Source organism: Cryobacterium breve, from assembly GCF_027594785.1.
GTDB lineage: Bacteria > Actinomycetota > Actinomycetes > Actinomycetales > Microbacteriaceae > Cryobacterium > Cryobacterium breve_A.
In genome coordinates this window covers 391,527-406,646 of record NZ_CP075584.1, presented here as the reverse complement: position 1 = coordinate 406,646, position 15,120 = coordinate 391,527, and the positions used below count along the sequence as shown (strand labels likewise).

At 67.2% G+C, this 15,120-nt stretch carries 13 protein-coding genes and 2 pseudogenes; 9 read left to right on the top strand and 6 right to left on the bottom strand.

Features of this window, described 5'->3' with window-relative positions; translation table 11 throughout:
* Positions 1 to 5 precede the first annotated feature (5 nt).
* The 8 genes and pseudogenes from KIV56_RS20130 (at position 6) to KIV56_RS01900 (ending at position 7,344) form a co-directional block, all read left to right on the top strand.
* A complete protein-coding gene (locus KIV56_RS20130; RefSeq protein WP_432432590.1) occupies positions 6 to 263 on the top strand; it encodes a hypothetical protein in 258 nt (85 codons plus the stop codon).
* Between the two features lie 663 nt (positions 264 to 926).
* Positions 927 to 1,757 (top strand): annotated as a pseudogene (locus KIV56_RS20125) (MFS transporter); the annotation flags it as partial.
* A 67-nt stretch (positions 1,758 to 1,824) separates the two neighbouring features.
* Positions 1,825 to 2,475: a hypothetical protein gene (locus KIV56_RS01930; protein ID WP_281534956.1), complete on the top strand. Its 651-nt coding sequence runs from the start codon at positions 1,825 to 1,827 to the stop codon at positions 2,473 to 2,475.
* 50 nt (positions 2,476 to 2,525) lie between these two features.
* On the top strand, positions 2,526 to 4,088 hold the full coding sequence (locus KIV56_RS01925) for an SLC13 family permease (RefSeq protein WP_281534955.1): 1,563 nt from the start codon (positions 2,526 to 2,528) through the stop codon (positions 4,086 to 4,088).
* 54 nt (positions 4,089 to 4,142) lie between these two features.
* Positions 4,143 to 4,445, top strand: a complete 303-nt coding sequence (locus tag KIV56_RS01920) for an SHOCT domain-containing protein (RefSeq protein WP_281534954.1) — start codon at positions 4,143 to 4,145, stop codon at positions 4,443 to 4,445.
* Positions 4,446 to 4,452: 7 nt separating this feature from the next.
* A complete protein-coding gene (locus KIV56_RS01915) occupies positions 4,453 to 5,568 on the top strand; it encodes an AI-2E family transporter (RefSeq protein WP_432432589.1) in 1,116 nt (371 codons plus the stop codon).
* A 42-nt stretch (positions 5,569 to 5,610) separates the two neighbouring features.
* Positions 5,611 to 6,990 carry a cardiolipin synthase gene (gene cls, locus KIV56_RS01905; RefSeq protein ID WP_348648452.1) on the top strand — a complete coding sequence of 460 codons (1,380 nt, stop codon included), beginning with the start codon at positions 5,611 to 5,613 and terminating at the stop codon, positions 6,988 to 6,990.
* Between the two features lie 120 nt (positions 6,991 to 7,110).
* Positions 7,111 to 7,344, top strand: coding sequence for a DUF7455 domain-containing protein (locus KIV56_RS01900; protein WP_134531803.1), 234 nt, complete (start codon positions 7,111 to 7,113; stop codon positions 7,342 to 7,344).
* A 79-nt stretch (positions 7,345 to 7,423) separates the two neighbouring features.
* On the opposite strand, the gene KIV56_RS01895 is transcribed toward KIV56_RS01900, so the two are convergent.
* From KIV56_RS01895 to KIV56_RS01870, 6 genes and pseudogenes are all read right to left on the bottom strand, one after another.
* On the bottom strand, positions 7,424 to 8,152 hold the full coding sequence (locus KIV56_RS01895) for a type 1 glutamine amidotransferase (protein ID WP_281534953.1): 729 nt from the start codon (positions 8,150 to 8,152) through the stop codon (positions 7,424 to 7,426).
* A 3-nt stretch (positions 8,153 to 8,155) separates the two neighbouring features.
* Positions 8,156 to 9,412: a MurT ligase domain-containing protein gene (locus KIV56_RS01890; RefSeq protein ID WP_281534952.1), complete on the bottom strand. Its 1,257-nt coding sequence runs from the start codon at positions 9,410 to 9,412 to the stop codon at positions 8,156 to 8,158.
* A 13-nt stretch (positions 9,413 to 9,425) separates the two neighbouring features.
* Positions 9,426 to 10,793 carry an RNA polymerase sigma factor gene (locus tag KIV56_RS01885; RefSeq protein ID WP_281534951.1) on the bottom strand — a complete coding sequence of 456 codons (1,368 nt, stop codon included), beginning with the start codon at positions 10,791 to 10,793 and terminating at the stop codon, positions 9,426 to 9,428.
* Between the two features lie 246 nt (positions 10,794 to 11,039).
* Positions 11,040 to 11,987 carry an MFS transporter gene (locus KIV56_RS01880; RefSeq protein WP_281534950.1) on the bottom strand — a complete coding sequence of 316 codons (948 nt, stop codon included), beginning with the start codon at positions 11,985 to 11,987 and terminating at the stop codon, positions 11,040 to 11,042.
* 40 nt (positions 11,988 to 12,027) lie between these two features.
* Positions 12,028 to 12,372: pseudogene (locus tag KIV56_RS01875) on the bottom strand (MFS transporter); the annotation flags it as partial.
* A gap of 36 nt (positions 12,373 to 12,408) precedes the next feature.
* On the bottom strand, positions 12,409 to 13,332 hold the full coding sequence (locus tag KIV56_RS01870; RefSeq protein ID WP_281534949.1) for a proteasome assembly chaperone family protein: 924 nt from the start codon (positions 13,330 to 13,332) through the stop codon (positions 12,409 to 12,411).
* Positions 13,333 to 13,508: 176 nt separating this feature from the next.
* Between KIV56_RS01870 and KIV56_RS01865 the strand changes: the two genes are divergently transcribed.
* Complete coding sequence (locus KIV56_RS01865; protein ID WP_281536038.1) at positions 13,509 to 14,996, top strand: leucyl aminopeptidase; 1,488 nt, start codon at positions 13,509 to 13,511, stop codon at positions 14,994 to 14,996.
* The last annotated feature ends 124 nt before the right edge of the window (positions 14,997 to 15,120 follow it).

The window sequence follows — 15,120 nt, the reverse complement described above, 5'->3', positions numbered from 1 at the left end:
GGAACATGCCGACCACGAGGTCCTCGATCGTCCGCTCCGTGACCGATGCTCCGATGGCCGTCGGTGTCCAGGCCGCTTCGACGACCGCGAGGGCCAGCACCCGCAAGGGCGCAGCGAGGGACGCCGACCGTTCGAGGCGCGGACGTTCGCCCGCGAGCTGGATCCCCCGGGCTGTCAGGCGGGCCTGGGGCAGCTGGATGCCGAGTCCCCTTGTGACCTCCGTGGCCTGGACGGACGACGCGACCCCCGCAGGCATCACGTAGGCGCTGATCGGGCTGAACCGCTGGGGCGGGTGGTGACCGAGTCCGATCGTCATGCTGCCGTTGAGAACGAAGCCGACGTGCAGGGCGCTCGCGGTGGAATTGGTGCCCCCGGAATACCGGAAGGCCGATTGGGTGGCGAGCGTCACGGTCGTGTTGCCGATCGCCTTCCTGGTCGCCGAAAAATGGAACACTCCCTCTTCCGGGACCTCGAGGCGTTGCCGGAGGGAGCCGACAGCGTGGTCGGGAAGGGGAACCGGGATGCCTGACTGCACCGTGAGACGCCGCACCGCGTCGCTCGGCACTGGCACCCACATCCGAACCCCTGACTGCGCTCTCTTACAGAACGGCAGAATATCGCCCCCCAAACGGGAACACAATGCTTCACGAGTTGACTCCGGACTGCAGCGTCACGGCCTCGCACCCCCGCAGCGGTTTTGCGCCAGCACAGGCGCAGTTTCGCGCCAACTCCGCCGCACGCCGAAACCGTGGCCCTAGTCTGGCAACCACTCGCACAGAAATCAGTTGGGAGCGTGACTCGTGTCCTCACAGAACATCGCACCGGGGGGTACCGCCGACACAGTCACGGCGTCGTGGTTGCCGTTGATCGTGGTGGTGCTCACACAGATTCAGGCGTCGTTCGCGGTGAATGCGTTGACGGTGTCGATGCAGGGCATCACGACGGATCTGAATACTCCGGCGACAAGTGTGGGGACGGCGATCACGGCGGGCACGTTCGCGATGGCGGCGTTCATACTGTTGGGGGCGAAGCTGGGGGCGAAGTTCGGGTCGCGCCGGGTGTTCCAGATCGCGGTCGTGATCCACGGACTCGCGATGGCGGCCGTCGCGGTGAGTGTGAGCCCGGCGATGTTGTTCATCGCGCAGGCCGCGTCGGGTGCGGTGATCGCGTTGATCGCTCCGGCCCTGGTGGTGTTCATCGCCGCGAACTATTCGGGTGAGCAGCAGGCCCGGTCGATCGGGTTCCTCGCCGCGGCGATTCCCGCGGCCGGGGTGCTCGCGCTGCTGATCGCGGGGACGTTCGCGTCCACGATCCGGTGGCGGTATTCCTTCGCCCTGATCGTGGTGCTCGCGGCGGTGAACCTGCTGTTGAGTTTCCGGTTGAAGGTCGTCCCGCCCCAGCCCGGGGTGGTGATCGACTGGGTCGGCGCGTTCCTCGCGGCGGGGTCGATCATCCTGCTGAGCTTCGGGTTCAGTGGACTGAATTCCTGGGGGGTGCTCCTGGCGACGCCCGCGGCACCGTTCGCGATGCTGGGGGTGTCGCCGGCACCGATCCTGATCCTGCTCGGGGCGATCGGCGGGCAGGGGTTCTTCGTGTGGTTGCGTCGGCGGAAAGCCGCGCACCTTCCGCAGATCTTCGACCTCGAGGTGCTGAAGTCCGGCCCCGAGAAAGCGACGACGTTCGCGATGGCCGCGATGCTGTTCGTGGGCACGGCGGCGAACTTCCTGATCCCGTTGTACATCCAGATCGTGCAGGGCCGGTCGAGTTTCCAGACCTCGATCTCGATCATCCCGTACACCCTGTCGATCTTCATCGCCAGGCTCCGTGGTCGCGACCCTGTACAAGCGGTACCCGCCGCACCGGATCGGCCGGGTCGGGTTCGTCGTCGTCGCGGCTGGGCTCACCCTCCTCGCTTTCACGATCCGCAACGATTGGGAACAGTTCTTCGTGATCGTGGGCCTGATCATCCTCGGCCTCGGCCAGGGCGCCATCGTCGCCCTCGTGTTCAACACTCTGCTGTCCGCCGCCCCGAAACGCCTCGCCGGAGACGTGGGCGCCTGGCGCGGCCTCGTGCACAACATCTCCGGCAGCGTCGGCATCGCCGTCGCGAGCGTCTTCGCCGTCGGCATCCTCGGGTCGATCATCGCGGCGAGCGTCGCCAGCAGCCCGACACTGCCTCCCGAACTGACCGCACAGGTGCCGCTCGACAGCGTCAACTTCGTCACCAACGACCAGCTCGAAACGGTCCTGGGCCAGACATCCGCGACCCCGGACCAGATCGCTGAAGGCATCGCCATCAACGAAGACGCCCGGCTCCGCGCCCTGCAGATCTCCCTGCTCGGCCTCGCAGGCATCGCACTCCTCGCCATCATCCCCGCCGGACGGATGCCCGACTACCTCCCCGGGGACATCCCCGCCGTCCTCTCAAGCGGCACAGAAACCGATGACGCCGACCTGGACAAATCGGCACACTGAGATGGCGAGGCCACGCGGCGACGCCGCCCTCGGGATCCCGGGGAGCACTCGTGGGTGACATCTCGATCACCCTGATCGTGCTTCTGGCCGCGATCGTGCTCTTCGTCTGGAACGCGGTTCCCGTGGAGATCGTCGCCATCGGCGTCGCCCTGTCGCTGTTCCTGACCGGGGTGCTCTCCTTCGAGCAGACCCTCGCGGGGTTCGGTGACCCGGTCATCGTCTTCATCGCGGCCCTCTTCGTCGTCAGCGAAGCACTCGACGCGACCGGGGTGACCACCTGGGCCGGCCAGCAGCTCACCAAACGCACCGGAACGAACCAGCGCATCGTCGTGACGTTCGTGATGCTGCTCGTTGCGGTCGTGACGGCCCTGATCAGTGTCAACGGCGCCGTCGCGTCCCTGCTCCCGATGGTCGTCGTGCTCGCGATCCGGATCCGGCAGCCTCCGTCCCGGATGCTAATGCCGCTCGCCTTCGGCGCACACGCCGGGTCGCTGCTCGTGCTGACCGGGACCCCGGTCAACGTGCTCGTCTCCGAGCTCGCGGTCAGCACCGGGCATGCCCCGTTCGGATTCTTCGAATTCGGTCTCGTCGGCCTCCCGCTCGTGGCCGGAACCATTCTGGTCACCGTTTTCCTCGGCCCACGACTCCTGCCGGACCGAGCTGCCGAGGTCGCACCCAAGGACCTCAGCGACCACGCGCGTACCCTCGCCGCGCAGTACTCGCTCGAGGACGCCGGAAGCCTCCTGAACCGGAAGAACGGTGTCACAGAGGTCGTCATCGCACCCCGTTCGTCCTTCGTCGGAGAAAGTGTCTTCACGGGAATGGTGACAGACAGCGGGGAGCTTGTCGTCATCGCGATCCAGCGCAGCGGGGAGGACCTGACCACCGCCGTCCTCGCCGAGGGGGACGTGCTGCTGCTCCGCGGAACCTGGCAGGCGCTCGACCAGAACACCGCGGACCCCAACGTCGTCGTCGTCGACGCACCCCAGCTGATCCGCCGCCAGGCCGTGCCGATGGGGCCGCGCGCCTCGACGGCACTCGTGATCCTGGCCGGCATGGTCATCCTGCTCGCCACCGGCATCGTGCCTGCCGCCGTGGCCGCCATGGCCGCCGCGACGGCCATGGTGCTGCTGCGGGTGCTCACGGTGGCCCAGGCACATCGCTCGATCTCGTGGACCACGCTGATCCTCGTCGGCGGGATGATTCCGCTGTCGACCGCGATCCAGGTTTCCGGTGCGGCCGACGCCATCGCGAATGGCCTCGTCGCCGCCGTCGGCACCTCGAGCCCGTACCTGCTCCTCCTCGGTATCGCCGTCGTCACGAGCGTGCTCGGGCAACTGATCAGCAATATGGCCACCGCCCTGATCCTCGGTCCGATCGCCATCGCCATCGCGACCGAAACCGGGATCTCGCCGCTCCCGCTGCTGATGGGCGTCACTGTCGCCGCCGCGGCGTCGTTCCTCACGCCGGTCGCGACCCCGGCCAACACCATGGTGATGGGACCGGGCGCGTACCGGTTCGGAGACTACTGGAAACTCGGGCTGCCCCTCCTGCTGCTCTTCATCGCCGGGGCCACCTTCCTGGTCCCCGTCTTCTGGCCATTCCACCCGTGACCTGACCCGCTCCACCACCGACACCACCCAGTTGAACCACTCGAGAGGAACACCATGGCATTCGGACGACGTTCACGCGGACTCGCGGCAAGTGCGGGACGCACTGCCGTCATCGTCGGGACAGCAACCGCAACGAGCAATGCCGTTCACGGCTCCGCAGCCCGCAAACAGGCGGCCGCTACCGCAGCAGCCCCGGCCGTCGCGGCACCCGTTGCTGCGGCGGTACCCGTCGCGGTCCCGGTCGCGACGCCCCGGGAGGACATCATCAGCAAGATCGAGCGCCTCGCGGCACTGCACGCATCCGGTGCCCTCACCGACGCGGAATTCGCCCTCCTCAAGGCCCAGACGATCGCTTGAACCGCGCATGACATTCGGCAGGGTGAACGACACCAGGCTCCTCTCGGGAGGCCCGTTCAAGACCGGGTTCATCGCCACGCTCGGCGTACTCCTCGCCCTCCTTCTCGGTTCGGCGGTGATCTCGCTCAGCACCGCGATCACGCTGATCTTCCTCGCGCTCTTCATCTGCCTGGGGCTCTACCCCGTCGTTCAACGCCTCGAGGGCCGGGGGTTCTCCCGCACCGGGGCCGTGCTCACCGTCCTCGGGGCGTTCGTCCTGGTCATCGGGTTGCTGGCGTGGCTGATCGTGCCGATCCTGGTCACCCAGGCCGGCCAGCTCGCCGCGTACCTGCCGAAGGGACTCGATCAGGTCGAGCACCAGGACTGGTTCGTTTCGGTCAACGCCGCATTCGGCGGGGCACTCACCCCGGCTCTCGACTGGCTCATCGCGGCGACCGGGGACCCCACCGTCTGGCTTTTCGTCGGAGGAGGCGCCCTCAGGGTCGGGGCAGGCATTCTGAACGGAACGGCGGGCACAATCTTCGTCGTCGTGCTGACGCTCTATTTCGTGTCGAGCCTCGAGACGATCAAGGAAGGCGTGTACTCCCTGATCCCGAAGAGCAAACGTGCCGGTTTCATCGAGCTCTCCGAAACGATCGCCGCCTCTGTCGGCAAGTACCTCGGCGGAATGGTGATCCTCGCAGCAATGAACGCCGTCTTCACCTTCATTCTTCTCACGGCCTGCGGAGTGCCGTTCGCACCCGTCCTGGCCGCCCTCGCCTTCCCGATCACCCTGATCCCGCTTGTCGGTCCCGTGATCAACACCGTCATCGTGACGGCCGTCGCGCTCTTCAGGCTCCCCGTCTACGGCGGTCGTCGTGCTGGTCGTGATGCTGGTCTACGTGCAGATCGAGTCCTACGTCATGACGCCGCGGATCGTCGGCAAGGCGATCAGCATTCCCGGGTCGCTGGTGTTGATCGGCGCGCTCGTCGGTGGCACACTGCTCGGACTACTCGGAGCTCTCATCGCCTGCCCGACGACCGCCTCCGTCCTCCTGATCATGAAGAAGGTCGTCGTGCCGGCCCAGAACACCCGCTGAGGCGCCCGCTATGCAGGATTTCGAAACCATCACCCTCGTCCTGATCCTCGTGCACGTCATCGTCGGCTTCCACGGCGACCGTGCTGGTGTCGGCAAATCGAACCCCCTCGAGCGCGATCGCCTGGGTGCTCACGATCGTCTTCATCCCCTACCTCGGAGCCATCGCCTTCCTGCTCGTGGGGTTCGGGCGGCTCCCCGCACGCCGTCGGGAGAAGCAACGCGAGGTCAACGAGCTCATCCTCTCCCGGACGGAAGGCTTCCATCAGGTCAGCCACCGCGACCAGTGGCCGCAGTGGTTCCCGTCCGCGGTCTCGCTGAACCTCAACCTGGGGGCGCTCCCCATGGTCGGCGGCAACCGGGCCGAACTGCTCCCGGAATACGAAGGCTCCCTCGCGGCCATGACGGCGGCCGTCGACACGGCGACGGAGTACGTGCACGTCCAGTTCTACATCCTGGTGCTCGACAGCGTGACGGAGCCGTTCTTCGACGCACTGCGCCGCGCGACCGCGCGAGGCGTCGCCGTCCGGGTGCTCTCCGACCACCTGTCCGGGTTCCTCCTGCCCCGGCGCGCGGAGACGCTCGCCGCCCTGTCGGACATGGGCGCCGAATGGCACGCCATGCTCCCGCTCCGGCCGTTCCAGGGGCAGTGGCAGCGACCAGACCTGCGCAACCACCGCAAACTCGTCGTCGTCGACGGTCGGATCGGGTTCACCGGTTCGCAGAACCTGATCGACCCGACCTACCTGAAGAAGAAGAACCTCGCGCGAGGCCTGCGCTGGCATGAGCTGATGGTGCGACTCGACGGTCCCGTCGTCCGTGAACTCGACGCCGTCTTCGTCACCGACTGGTACAGCGAGACAGATGTCCTTCTTCCCCTCGACACGACCCCGGTGCTCGTCGACTCCCGCACGGAGTACCTGGATGCGCAGGTCGTCCCGAGCGGGCCGAGTTTCGAGAACGACAACAACCTCAAGCTGTATGCCCTCCTGATCCACAAGGCCGAACGCCGCGTGAGCATCACGAGCCCGTATTTCGTGCCGGAGGAGTCGACCCTCCTTGCGATCATCACCGCGGCCTCCCGTGGCCTCGACGTCGAGCTGTTCGTCTCCGCCATCGGCGACCAGGCCCTCGTCTACCACGCCCAGCGGTCATACTACGAGGCGCTGCTTCGCGCAGGCGTCTCGATCTACCTCTACCGAGCCCCGACGGTGCTGCACGCCAAGCATTTCACCATCGACGATGACATCGCCGTGATCGGATCCAGCAACATGGACATCCGCTCATTCAGTCTCAACATGGAGATCTCGGTACTCGTGCACGGACGGGACTTCACCGACAGCATGCGACTGGTCGAGGACGACTACCGGGCGAACAGCGTCAGGCTCGACCTGGCCGACTGGCTCGCCCGGCCTGTCGCCCAGAAGGTCGGTGACAGCCTCGCGAGACTCACCTCGTCACTGCAGTGAGCAATCCGCTACGCGGTAAGCGAAATGTAACCGAATCGACTCCCGATCGGGGCGCGGCCGTGTTTGGATAGGACCTAGTTCAATTGGTATCGCTTGGTATCAGTCTGGAGGAGGAAAAGAATGTCCCAGATCGCAGCACATGGTGCCATCGACAACCAGAGCGCCACTCACCAACTCACGGCCGCCGACAGGTGTGACGCGTGTGGCGCGCAGGCGTACATTCGCGTCAGCGTCAACAACAGCGAACTGATGTTCTGCGCCCACCACGGCCGGAAGCACCAGGAAAAGCTCTCCGCCATCGCAGACAGCTGGCACGACGAGTCCAGCAGGCTCCTCGAAGACCAGCGCTCGTAGCGAGACCGCAGTACGACCCGAAACGGCGTCGTTGCGACAGTGGTCGCGGCGGCGCCGTTTTTGTGTGCCCGCGTGCCCGCTAGGAATCGGCGGTGAGGCTCAGGGCGGAGACCACGACGTCGGTCGCCGCCTCCGCGATCGCATCGACGTCCGCCGCGCGCTCCGAGCGCACGTACACGCCCCCCGCCCGCGTCACGGCTGCGGAGAGGATGTGGTCGGCCAGACCAGGATTGCGGGCCAGGACCGGGCCGTGCAGGTGGGTGCCGAGGAAGCTCCCCATCCGGAGGCCCTCCGTCTTCGCCCCGTTGCCCATCCCGCTGAGCACCCGGCCGAGAACGGATGCCTCAGCGCCGACGTAACTGCGGGCGTGGTTCTCGAAGCCCACGAGCCGGCCGAACGGGGATTCGACGACAAGGTCGTCCGTCGCGCGCACCGCAAGCGGGACCGCGCGCCCGGCCACGAGGCCGAGACCTTCGACGACGGTACCGTCTGGGAGCTCGATTCCCCAGCTCAGTAGTTCCCAGCCGGTTCCGACCGCGAGCACGGGGACGCCAGCCGTGGTCCAGGCGCGCAACGCATTGACCAGCGGTGCGAGCAGATCCCGGGCCTCGAGGAGGTCGGAGTCGTTGCCGGAACCGATCACGATCGCGTCGACCTTGCTCGGGAGGTCGTCGAGGGACCTGACCGGCACGATGGTCGCCTCAAAACCGGCCCAGCGGGCGCGTTGTGCGAGCACCCGGGCATTGGCGGCGTCCCCGTTGGTGTCGAGAAGTTCGGGAAGAACGGACAGGATCGTGAGTGCGCGCATGGATCAACCCTCCCGGTTCGAGGCGAGGCCGAGGTGTGCGCGGGTGCGCCGCATCGAGTCCGCCGAAAAGATGATGGTCTTGATGCCGTGCACCGGATCGGGCAAGGCGAGGAAGTCGTCGAGCGCGCGGCCGAGGTCAGGTTCGATCCGGTCCACGATCACCCCGTCGTAAGCGAGTTGCAGCGCGATATCGTGGGCTTTCGAACCAGACGCGATCAACACCCGACCCAGCGCGGACGTATCCACCGGCCAGAAGTACGAGGGATCGCGGACATCGGACCCGATGGCGACGAGGACCTGGTCGAGGCCGGGCTCAAGGCTGTCGACGTTGAGCTGGAAGCTCGCCGGGTTCTGCACGAGCACGAACTCGACCCGGTGGCCTCGGACGGTGACGATCTCACCCCTGCCGAAGACGGGAGGGATCGTGGAAACGGCGGAACAGGCCGTTGCCGCGTCGAAGCGGTCCCCGAGCGCGGCCCGGGCGGCCGCAATGGCCGTGAGTGCGTCCACGGCGTAGTGGACGCCGCGGGCGGGCAGTTCGAGATCGAAGCTCGCGCCCTCGAGAAGCACCGAAGCCGAGCGCCCGGAAACGCTCGTGAGCAGGACCCCGCCTGCGGCCGGCATCCGCTCTGACGCGGTCAGGCTGTAGCCCAGGCCGCGCGGGTTCTCCGCGAGGACCTCGGCAGTCACCCCGTAGCGGGCGATGACGGCCGGCCCGTCGAGTCGTTCGGCCAGTCCCGTGAGGGATGCGTCGTCTGCGTTGATGACGACCGTCCCACTCGCACGGTTCGCGATCCTGGCGAGCATGGCCACGACCATGTCGGAGTCGTGGAAACGGTCGATCTGGTCGACCATGACGTTCGTGAGAGCGACGACCCGGGGGTTGAGCGTCGCCGAGATGAGTGCACCATGGCCCTCATCCATCTCGAGCACGGCCATGTCGCCGTGGATCCGGCCGGACAGGCTGACCTCCTCGAGCAGGGCCGAGGTGAGTCCCTGGCTGATGTTCGCGGTCGACTGATTGGTGAACACTGCGACGCCGTGCGCGCGCAGAGCCGCGACGAGCATCTTGGTGGTCGTGGACTTGCCGCTCGATCCGGACACGATGACGAGACCGTCTGGAAAACCGTTCAGAACGCTCGCGAGGAACCCCGGAGCGATCTTGTTGACGACGAGGCCGGGAACGGCGGATCCCCCCGCCCGGCTTTCGCCAGCGCGCGAGGACCCGCACAGTTCGGCCGACCAGGATCGCCGGTGCATAGCGCACGGGATTCTATTCGAGGTAGTCGCGTAGTGACTGCGACCGGGACGGATGACGCAACTTGGCCATCGTCTTGGATTCGATCTGACGGATGCGCTCGCGGGTGACCCCGAAGGTGTCACCGATCTGGTCGAGCGTCTTGGGCATGCCGTCGCCGAGGCCGAAGCGCATCCGGATCACGCCCGCCTCGCGCTCGGAGAGCGAGTCGAGCAGGCTCTCGAGCTGCTTCTGCAGCATCGTGAAGCCGACGGCGTCCGCGGGGACGACGGCCTCGGTGTCCTCGATGAGGTCACCGAATTCGCTGTCGCCGTCTTCGCCGAGCGGGGTGTGCAGGGAGATCGGTTCGCGGCCGTACTTCTGCACCTCGACGACCTTCTCAGGGGTCATGTCGAGCTCGCGGCTCAGTTCCTCCGGCGTGGGTTCGCGACCGAGGTCCTGGAGCATCTGGCGCTGCACGCGAGCGAGCTTGTTGATGACCTCGACCATGTGCACGGGGATGCGGATGGTGCGGGCCTGGTCGGCCATCGCCCGCGTGATCGCCTGGCGGATCCACCAGGTGGCGTACGTGGAGAACTTGAAGCCCTTGGTGTAGTCGAACTTCTCCACGGCGCGGATCAGCCCCAGGTTGCCTTCCTGGATCAGGTCGAGGAACTGCATTCCGCGGCCCGTGTAGCGCTTGGCGAGGGAGACGACGAGGCGCAGGTTCGCGCCGAGCAGGTGGCTCTTGGCGCGCGCGCCGTCCTTGGCGACCCAGAGCAGTTCGCGCCCGAGGGCACTCTTCTTCTCCGCGTCGGTCATCTGGGACATCTTGTCCTCGGCGAACAGCCCGGCCTCGATGCGCATCGCGAGCTCGACCTCTTCGGCCGCGTTCAGCAGGGCGACCTTGCCGATCTGCTTCAGGTAGTCCTTGACCGGGTCGGCGGTCGCACCGGTGATGGCGCTCGAGTAGACGGGGACCTCGTCCTCGTCGTCGACGAGGGACAGGACGAGTGCACCGCTCGGAAGGGGCTCCGTCGGCGTCTTCTTGCCGTGGTCATCGTCGTTGTGGTCATCCTCGACCTCATCGTGACCGTTCAGGTCGTCGTGGTCGTCTGCGCCGGCCTTGGACTTCGCGCCGGCCCGCTTGCGCGGCGAACGGTGCTCGTCCTCGTCATCGTCATCGTCGTCATGGCCTGAGCCGGCGGCGGCGACGGCTGCGGCATCGGACGCGGCGGCAGCTGCTGCGGCCTTCGCGACGGCGGCCTTGGTGGGCGCGCGCTTGATGGCGGGGGCCTTGGCCGGTGCCTTGCGGGCTGGGGCCTTGGCGGGAACCTTCGTCGCGGCATCCGCCTCGGCAACGGTGGTCTCTTCGGTTGGCTCGGTCTTTGTGCGGGTTGCCATTCGAACACCTCTCATGCCGTCGGGTGTGCACCGGCGGCGCTGCCCGCCGGTGCGGTGAACCGGGGGAAACGGTTCGTGCGCCAAGCCGGGCAGATATGAATTTTGGGCAGTACTAGGACCCATGTCAAGTCCCGGGCCGCGCACCATCAACTGGTAACGGTGCACCCAGGACCAGAACGGGCCCTATTGACAATTATTGCATGCTTTGTGTATATACCGAGCCAGTGCGCGGCCTCTCGGACACGCTCAACGCGAACGCGGGCGCCGCAGGGCCCGGGCGGCGGCGATCCAGAGCGGCGCCACTTCGACGCCCTCGTCGCGGGACAACAGGAACCGGGTGCGGCGCCGGGCACGGAGCAGGAACACGACGCCGATCCCGACGACCAGGAACTGAATGAGGAAGGCCACCCGGAAGGATTCCAGGGAGTACAGGTTGCTCGGTGCTCCCCCGGCGACCCGCCAGCCGTTCTGCAGGTCGAGCAGGACTCCGATCAGGTACACCATCACGAAACTCGCCGTGAAGCCGCCGACATTCACGACGCCGTTGGCCGAGCCGTGGCTGCGTTTCGGATTGAAGCTGCGTGCGAAGTCGAATCCGATCAGGGAGCCGGGCCCGCCGATGCCGAGGGTGACGAGGAGCACGACGATGAGCCAGAACGGCGGGGTTCCCGGCCAGGCGAGGACGACGGTCCAGGCCGCCGCCATCAGGATGACGACGGCGAGCACGATGTTGCTGCGGCGCTGCGGGAACCGGGCGGTGAGGATGCCCAGAACCGGACCGAACACCATCCCGGCCGCGACGAGCACCATGAGCATCGAAGCGGCAAGCCCGGGGTCGTAGCCCAGGCCGTACACCATGAAGGGGAAGCCCCAGAGCATGCTGAAGACGGTTCCCGGCGACTGCGTCACGTAGTGCGACCAGAAGCCGAGCTGCGTTCCCGGCCTGCGGAAGCTCTTCTTGAGCAAAACGAGCGCCTCTCGCAGGCTCGTCGGCCGAGCCTCGTCCGTCGATCCCTCCGGCCGGTCCTCGATCACGGCGATCACGACGACGAGGGCGACCACGGCGACGGAGGCCGCGGACAGGAACGCGGGCGTCCAGCCGAAGCTGTGCAACACCCAGGCGAGCGGAACCGCGGAGAGGACCTGGCCGAGCTGGCCGATGTTGCCGAGCCACTGTGAGAGCCTGGGGCACAAGCGGGCCGTCGAACCAGGATCCGATCAGGCGGATCATGGAGATGAAGATCGCGGCGTCTCCCGCACCGACGAGCATCCGGCCGGCGACGGCGGCGGTGATATCGGTCGAGAACGCGAGGGTGACCTGGCCGCCGATCATGAGCGTTGTCCCGACGATCACGAGGATCCTCGGTCCGAACCGGTCGATGAGCACCCCGACGGGAACCTGGGCCGCGGCGTAGACCACGAGCTGCACGACGGCGAGGCTGGAGAGCAGCGCGGCGGTGCCGCCGAAGCGCTCAGACGCCGCGACACCGGCGACGCCGAGCGACGTGCGCTGCAGGACTGCCGATAGGTACGCGAAAGACCCGATGGAGAAGATGAGCCAGGAGCGACGGGAGTTCATTGCTCCCAATCTATCCGGTCCGGGTGGGTGGCCGGCTCAGGCGACGGTGCCGTCGTCGCGGCTGCGGCGGGCCGCGAGGAAATTCTCGAGTTCTGCGGCGGTTTCGTCGGCGCTGGGAAGTTCGCCGTCCTCATCGGTCAGGGGTGACCGAACGCTGCTGCCTTCCATGTACGTGTCGTAGCGTTCCTCGAGGGTTCCGACGAGCTTCGCGAGTTCCGGGTTCTCCCGCACCTGTTCGTCGATCCGATTGATGAACTCGCGATTCTGCTCGCGCAGCTGGTCGGTCGGGAAGATCAGGCCGGTTGCCGCACTCGTGCTCTCGAGGGCGGACAGTGCCGCAGCCGGGAATTCCGTGTCCGCGAGGTAGTGCGGCACGAGCAGGACGAACCCGGCGACCGCGGCGCCGCTCTCGTGCAGGCGCAACTCCACGAGGTGGAGGACGTTGGACGGAACCTGGGTGTGCGGACGCCAGACCGACATGCTCTCGATCAGGTCAGAGCGGGTGCCGCTCACGGTCACACCGATCGGGCGGGTGTGCGGAACGGGCATCGGGATCGCGTGCACCCACGTCGTCGCCGCGACGCGGAATCGCCTGTCGATCTCGAGAACGGCGGCGGTGAACTGCTCCCAGCGGAAGTCAGGTTCGAAGCCGGACAGCAGCAGGAACGGCTGGCCGATCTCGTCGTGCGCGAGGTAGAGCCGCAGCATCGGCGGCTGGTAGCCGGTGAGGTGGTCGCGATCGAAGTAGATGATCGGGCGCCTGGCCCGGTAATCGAGAAGGACGTCCGCGTCGAAGGACGCGATCATCGTGTGGGTCAGGTTTCCGAGGAGGTACTCGGTGAATTGCGCCACCGCTCCCCCGGCGTCCGCGAACCCGGTCAGGCCCGCGACGAGGTTCAGGCCCTCTGGCACGGATGCCGCCTCGGCCGTCAGCTCGTAGATGTCACCAGGATCGCGCATGCCGTTAACTCTAGGCTGCGTATCGCGGCCGGGTGGGAATCCGCGGCACCCGGAGTAGTGCCGTGAGCGAACAGCCCGCACACGGTGCGGCAGCCGCGCAGTCCGCACAGGCCGCACAGGCCGCACAGGCCGCACAGGCCGCACCGGCGCACAGGGGCGGCCAGTACCATCGGAGGATGACCGCTCCCGTTCTCTCCGTGTCCGCACAACCCGCCATCGAATCAACCGCCGACGTCCTCATCGTGGGCGCGCTCCAATCCGCAGACTCCGCCGTGCTCTTCGCCGACCCGGCGTTCTCGGCCCTGTCGACCGTTCTCGCCGACCTCGGCGTCACGGGCGCGCGCGACCAGGTGGTCCGCATCCCGGCATCCGTCGGCGGCGCGCGCACGATCGCGATCGTCGGGCTCGGCAAGGATGCCGACGTCGACGCGTTGCGCGCGGCCGCCGGTTCCGCCGTCCGCCAGCTGACCGGCGTCGAGAGCGTCGCCTTCGCATTCCCGCTGACGACCGGCGCGGAACTCACCGCCGTCGTCGAGGGCGCCGCGCTCGGCACCTATTCGTACACGGAGTACCGCCAGTCCTCCCTCGCGGGGACCCGGCTTCCCGCCGGCCGCGTCACCGTGCACAGCGCGCTCGACGGAACGGACTCCCTCGCCCACGCCATCGTCGTCTCGGAGGCCGTCGCCCTCGTCAAGGACCTCGTGAACATGCCCGCATCCGATCTGTACCCCGAGGCGCTCGCCAACCGGGCGGTCGCCGCCGCCGCGGACCTGCCCGTCACGGTGAGGGTCTGGGACGAGGCCGAACTCGCCGCCGACGGTTTCGGCGGCATTGCCGGCGTCGGGCAGGGTTCCACCCGGCCGCCGCGCCTGGTCAAGGTCAGCTATGCCCCTGAGACGGCAACCCGTCATATCGCGCTCGTTGGCAAGGGCATCACCTTCGACACAGGCGGACTCTCCCTCAAGCCGGCCGGCTCCATGGTCGGCATGAAGTACGACATGACCGGCGCGGCAACGGTTCTCGCGGTCGTGCTCGCCGCGGCCAGACTGTCCCTCGACGTGCGCATCACCGCCTGGCTCTGCATCGCGGAGAACATGCCCTCCGGCAACGCGATCCGCCCGAATGACGTTCTTCGCATCCGCGGCGGTCGCACGGTCGAAGTGCTGAACACGGATGCCGAGGGACGGCTCGTCCTCGCCGACGGGCTTGTCGCAGCAGGAGAGGAAGAACCCGACGCGATCATCGATGTCGCCACCCTCACGGGCGCGGCCATCACCGCTCTCGGAAACCGTTACTACGGCGTGATGGGCGAGGACGCGCTCGTCGCCCGGGTGCTGGCAGCAGGCACCGGTGTCGGCGAACAGCTCTGGGCGATGCCACTCCCCGACGAGCTCCGTGCCACGCTGAACTCCGACGTCGCGGACATCGCGAACGCCAAGATGGGCTCGAGCGCCGGCGGAATGCTCCTCGCCGCCGTCTTCCTGCGCGAATTCATCGGCACCCGCGGGACAGGGGACGACGCCGTGACGATCCCCTGGGCGCACCTGGACATCGCCGGACCTGCGCACAACACCGGAGGCGGCTGGGGCTTCACGAACGCGGGTCCCACCGGCATTTCGGTGCGCGCTTTGCTGCGTCTGGCCGAGGACTTTTCGCGCCCGTAGTACAGTCGAGGTGGCATGGGGAAGAAAGCGCCCGGCTCACGGGTGTCATCGATTCCCGTCCCGCAGACTTTTTGTGCATTTCCGCTTGTGATTACGCGCTTGTGACCAGCGCCCGTATGTGAAT

Coding starts and splice junctions, on each gene's coding strand:
- KIV56_RS01885 (WP_281534951.1), bottom strand. CDS start 10,793: ATGGCAACCCGCACAAAGACCGAGCCAACCGAAGAGACCACCGTTGCC.
- KIV56_RS01870 (WP_281534949.1), bottom strand. CDS start 13,332: ATGCGCGATCCTGGTGACATCTACGAGCTGACGGCCGAGGCGGCATCC.
- KIV56_RS01915 (WP_432432589.1), top strand. CDS start 4,453: ATGACATTCGGCAGGGTGAACGACACCAGGCTCCTCTCGGGAGGCCCG.
- KIV56_RS01895 (WP_281534953.1), bottom strand. CDS start 8,152: ATGCGCGCACTCACGATCCTGTCCGTTCTTCCCGAACTTCTCGACACC.
- KIV56_RS01920 (WP_281534954.1), top strand. CDS start 4,143: ATGGCATTCGGACGACGTTCACGCGGACTCGCGGCAAGTGCGGGACGC.
- KIV56_RS01900 (WP_134531803.1), top strand. CDS start 7,111: ATGTCCCAGATCGCAGCACATGGTGCCATCGACAACCAGAGCGCCACT.
- KIV56_RS01890 (WP_281534952.1), bottom strand. CDS start 9,412: ATGCACCGGCGATCCTGGTCGGCCGAACTGTGCGGGTCCTCGCGCGCT.
- KIV56_RS01865 (WP_281536038.1), top strand. CDS start 13,509: ATGACCGCTCCCGTTCTCTCCGTGTCCGCACAACCCGCCATCGAATCA.
- KIV56_RS20130 (WP_432432590.1), top strand. CDS start 6: ATGCCGACCACGAGGTCCTCGATCGTCCGCTCCGTGACCGATGCTCCG.